The sequence below is a fragment of the Rhodoferax sp. UBA5149 genome, from assembly GCF_002413825.1.
Lineage (GTDB): Bacteria > Pseudomonadota > Gammaproteobacteria > Burkholderiales > Burkholderiaceae_C > Rhodoferax.
On the sequence record NZ_DHXT01000048.1, the window covers coordinates 1 to 4,181 of the forward strand.

The following is a 4,181-nucleotide window of genomic DNA, read 5'->3' on the forward strand; positions in this document are numbered from 1 at the left end:
GGTTCACCGGACCGCAGCGCGCGCTGTACGAACTGGTGCTGGCCTCGCAGGAGGCGGCCATTGCCGTGACAAAAGCCGGCGCCCGCTTCACCGACCCGCATGACGCCACCGTCAAGGTGCTGGCGCAGGGCATGCTGGACGTCGGCCTGCTCGACAAAAACAAGGTGGGGACGCTGGACGACGTGATCGAGAAGCGCGCCTACTTCCAGTTCTACATGCACCGCACCGGCCACTGGCTGGGCATGGACGTGCACGACTGCGGCGGCTACCTCGAACCGTCCGAGGTGGGCACCGTGAGTGAGCGCAAAGACCCGTTGAGCGGTGAAACCATCAAGGACCGCCCGGCGCGTATTTTGAAACCCGGCATGGTGCTGACCATTGAGCCCGGCATCTATGTGCGAGCGGCTGACGGGGTGCCGGCGCAGTTCCACAACATCGGCATTCGCATTGAAGACGACGCCATCGTGACCGACACGGGTTGTGAGCTGATCAGCCGCGGCGTGCCAGTGCGGGTAGATGAAATCGAGGCCTTGATGCGGGGTGCCTAGAATGGCTAACGCGACACAACCGGCTGTCGCGCATGGCACAGTCAAGCGGCAAGCGGCCTGCCCATAATCGTCCATGGCCACCTATCACCCCGACGCACTGCTGACCGACCACCAACCCGCCCCGTGGGGCAGTGCGGTGCCCATCACCTACACCCAGCGCGACGTGCTGCTGTATGCGGTGGGCATCGGCTGCCACGACTTGCGCTTTGTCTACGAGGGCCATCCCCAGTTTGCGGTGTTCCCGACCTTTGCCATCCGCTGGGGCGGCGCCGGCCTGGTGCTGGATGCCGCTGCGCTGCCACCATCGCCCGGGCCGCTGACCATCGATGCCGAACGTTGCATCGAGCTGCTGGCGCCGCTGCCGCTGGCCGGCACGGTGCAGGTGCGGTCCCGGCTGCTGGCGGTGCACCCGAGGGGCAAAGGCGGCGCGTTCGTCGAGTTCGAAAGCGAGGTGCTTGACGCCAACGACGTGGCCTGCGTGCGCATGTTCACGGGGGTGTTCCGCCGTGGGGTAGAGCAGCTGGGCGACATCGCACCGTTCGAGGGCCGGGGCCACAGCCGCTCGGCCCGCATCGACACGCCCAGCCGCGCACCCGATATCGATGTGGTCGCCAACATTGCGCCCAACCAGGCCCAGCTTTACCGCCTGTCGGGCGATTACAACCCGTTGCACATCGATCCGGCGGCGGCGCGGTTTGGCGGTTTTGACGCGCCGATCCTGCACGGCCTGTGCACCTATGGCCACTGCGGCCAGATACTGCTGGGGGCACTGTGTGAGGGTGACCCGGCGCGTTTTGCAGCGCTCAAGGTGCGCTTCTCGTCACCGGTGATGCCGGGCGATGCGTTGCGCGTGGTCGGCTGGCACGATGGCCCGGGCCGGGTGATCTTCGAGGCCCGCGTGGGCGACCGGGTGGTCGTGTCCAATGCTTATTTCAACCATCACTAGGAACACACTGCCATGACCGCAACATCGATAGACACCGGCACGCCCGACCTGCTAGCCACCCTGGAGGCTGGCGTGCTGACGCTGACGCTGAACCGCCCCGATGCCCGCAACGCGATGTCACAGGCAATGAACCAGGCCTTGCAGCAGCAGCTGGCGGCGGCCGAGTTTGACCCGGCGGTCAAATGCATCGTGCTCACCGGCGCCGGCAAGGGTTTTTGCGCCGGCGGCGATGTCAAGGGCATGGCCGCAGCCGGCGACGGCACGGTGGGCGCACTCACCATCGACGAGGCCATCCACCGCCAACGCAGCAACCAGCGGGCCACCGCCGGCAAGCTGTTCAAGCTGCCCAAGCCAACCATCGCGGCGCTGCCAGGTCCAGCGGCCGGTGCGGGCCTGTCGCTCGCGCTGGCCTGTGACCTGCGCATCATGGCCAGCAGCGCCATTCTCACCACCGCATTTGCGCGGGTGGGATTTTCAGGCGACTACGGCGGCAGCTACTTTCTCACTCAGCTGGTGGGTTCGGCCAAGGCGCGCGAGCTCTACTTTCTGTCGGACCGGGTGAGCGCCGACGAGGCCCTGCGCCTGGGCTTGACCAACTGGGTGTGCGGGCCCGAGGAGCTGGTCGCCAAGACCCGCGAGATCGCGCTGCGCCTGGCCAGCGGCCCCAGCGTGGCCTACCGCTACATGAAAGAAAACCTCAACCGGGCGATGGCCGGCGAGGTGGATGATTGCCTGGATCTGGAGGCCACCCACCACATCCACTGCGGCCAGACCGAAGATCACCGCGAGGCCGCACAGGCCTTTGTCGACAAGCGCGAGCCGGTGTTCAAGGGGCGCTGAGCTTCGCCCGGCCGCACCCGCCGCAGGCCGCGTGTCGGCCCCCACCGCCCCGTCAAACACCACACCACCGACCGAGATGACCCCTATCACCCGACAACAGGCGATCGAGACCCTCACCGCCCAGGGCCAGCCACATGAGCTGGTGGATGTGCCGGTGCAGGGGCACAGCATGCGGATGTTCCAGAACGCGCCCGCCTCGCTGCGTGCGCTGTTCGAATCGACGGCCTCCGACCTGCCCTTCATCAGCTACGAGGACGAGCGCTACACCTTCGCGCAGGCCTGGCATGCCGCGTCGCGCGTGGGCCATGTGCTGGTGCACCAGTGCGGCGTGGCGCCGGGCGACCGGGTGGCCATCGCGATGCGCAACTATCCCGAATGGGTGCTCGCCTTCACCGCCATCACCTCGGTGGGTGCCATCGCCGTGGCCATGAACGCCCACTGGCAGGCCGACGAGATGGCCTACGCCCTGCAAGACAGTGGCGCGAAGGTGCTGCTGGCCGATCCCGAACGGCTGGAGCGGCTGGCGCAGGGGCCGGCGTTACCGGGCCTGCAGGTGCTGGCGGTGCGCACCACCCAGCCGGGTGCCGGTGCCCGTGTGCTGAAAGACCTGACCGACGCACTGGGCGAGGTGCCCATGCCGCCGGCCAACATCGCGCCCGACGACCTGGCCACCATGCTCTACACCTCGGGCTCCACCGGCCATCCCAAGGGCGTGCCGTCCAGCCACCGCAACATCCTGGCGGCGCTGCTGTCGTGGGAGCTGGATGCCGGCATCGCCGCGCTGGTGGCGGGCATCGAGGCTGAGCCTGCGGCCGAGCAGCCTGGCACTTTGTTGGCGGTGCCGCTGTTCCATGTTTCGGGCTTGCATGCGTCCTACCTGTCGAGCTACCGCACGCAGCGTCGCATGGCCTGCATGTACCGCTGGGATCCAGAGGCCTGCGCGGCCCTGGTGGAACGCGAGCGGCTGACCACGATCACGGCGCCAGCGGCCATGACCGGCGATCTGGTGCGGGTGGCGCAGGCCAATCGCCACGACTTGAGCTCGCTGGTGGTGGTGGGCGGCGGCGGCGCGGCGCGCGCGCCCGAGCAGGTGCGGCAGATCCGTTCGAGCTTTCCCAATGCGCTGCCCAACATCGGCTGGGGCATGACCGAAACCAGCGCCATCGGCACCGGTGTGGGCGGTGAGGACTACCTGGCCCGCCCCGCCAGCTCGGGCCGATGTTCGCTGGTGCTGCAAATCAAGGTCGTCGATGAGCTGGGCATCGGCCTACCGGCCGGCCAGCGCGGCGAGTTGCTGGTGCGCGGCACCTCGGTGTTTGCCGGCTACTGGAACCGGCCCGAGGCCAATGCCCAGAGTTTTGTCGAGGGCTGGTTTCGCACCGGCGATGTGGCCTACATCGACGACGAGGGCTTTCTCTACATCGTCGACCGCATCAAGGACCTGATCATCCGCGGTGGCGAGAACATCGGTTGCGGCCAGGTGGAGGCGGCGCTCCTGTTGCACCCGCAGGTGCACGAGGCGGCGGTCTATGCCGTGCCCGATGAGCGCCTGGGCGAGGAGGTGGGCGCCACGGTATATGCCGACGAATCGCTGGATGTCGAGGCGCTGCGCGTCTTCCTGGTGGATCACCTGGCGCGCTTCGAGCTGCCGCGCTACATCGTCAAGACCGCTGGCCCGCTGCCGCGCACACCCTCGGGCAAGATACTCAAGCGAGTGATCAAGTTGGCGGCGCTGGCGCAGATCTTTCCGCCCGACGCAAGCCAGCCAACCCGGTGAGCCGCGCGGGCCATGCCGCCACCGCTGTCGCGTAGAAGACATGCGCGCACCCGTCCGCCCGATGCGGCGT

4 protein-coding genes are annotated in these 4,181 nt (G+C 67.8%); all 4 read left to right on the forward strand.

Annotation, left to right across the window (positions count from 1 at the left end; all coding sequences use genetic code 11):
- The coding region (locus B3V69_RS03890; protein WP_296443980.1) for a M24 family metallopeptidase at nt 1-548 on the forward strand (548 nt) is incomplete at its 5' end.
- A 73-nt stretch (nt 549-621) separates the two neighbouring features.
- On the forward strand, nt 622-1,494 hold the full coding sequence (locus B3V69_RS03895; protein ID WP_296443983.1) for a MaoC family dehydratase: 873 nt from the start codon (nt 622-624) through the stop codon (nt 1,492-1,494).
- Nucleotides 1,495-1,506: 12 nt separating this feature from the next.
- Nucleotides 1,507-2,334 (forward strand): enoyl-CoA hydratase, encoded by an 828-nt coding sequence (locus tag B3V69_RS03900; protein WP_296443984.1) that lies wholly within the window; start codon nt 1,507-1,509, stop codon nt 2,332-2,334.
- A 76-nt stretch (nt 2,335-2,410) separates the two neighbouring features.
- Nucleotides 2,411-4,111, forward strand: a complete 1,701-nt coding sequence (locus B3V69_RS03905; protein WP_296443986.1) for a class I adenylate-forming enzyme family protein — start codon at nt 2,411-2,413, stop codon at nt 4,109-4,111.
- The last annotated feature ends 70 nt before the right edge of the window (nt 4,112-4,181 follow it).

Excerpts from the sequence above, each read along its gene's own strand:
- B3V69_RS03905 (WP_296443986.1), top strand. The coding sequence starts at position 2,411 with ATGACCCCTATCACCCGACAACAGGCGATCGAGACCCTCACCGCCCAG.
- B3V69_RS03900 (WP_296443984.1), top strand. The coding sequence starts at position 1,507 with ATGACCGCAACATCGATAGACACCGGCACGCCCGACCTGCTAGCCACC.
- B3V69_RS03895 (WP_296443983.1), top strand. The coding sequence starts at position 622 with ATGGCCACCTATCACCCCGACGCACTGCTGACCGACCACCAACCCGCC.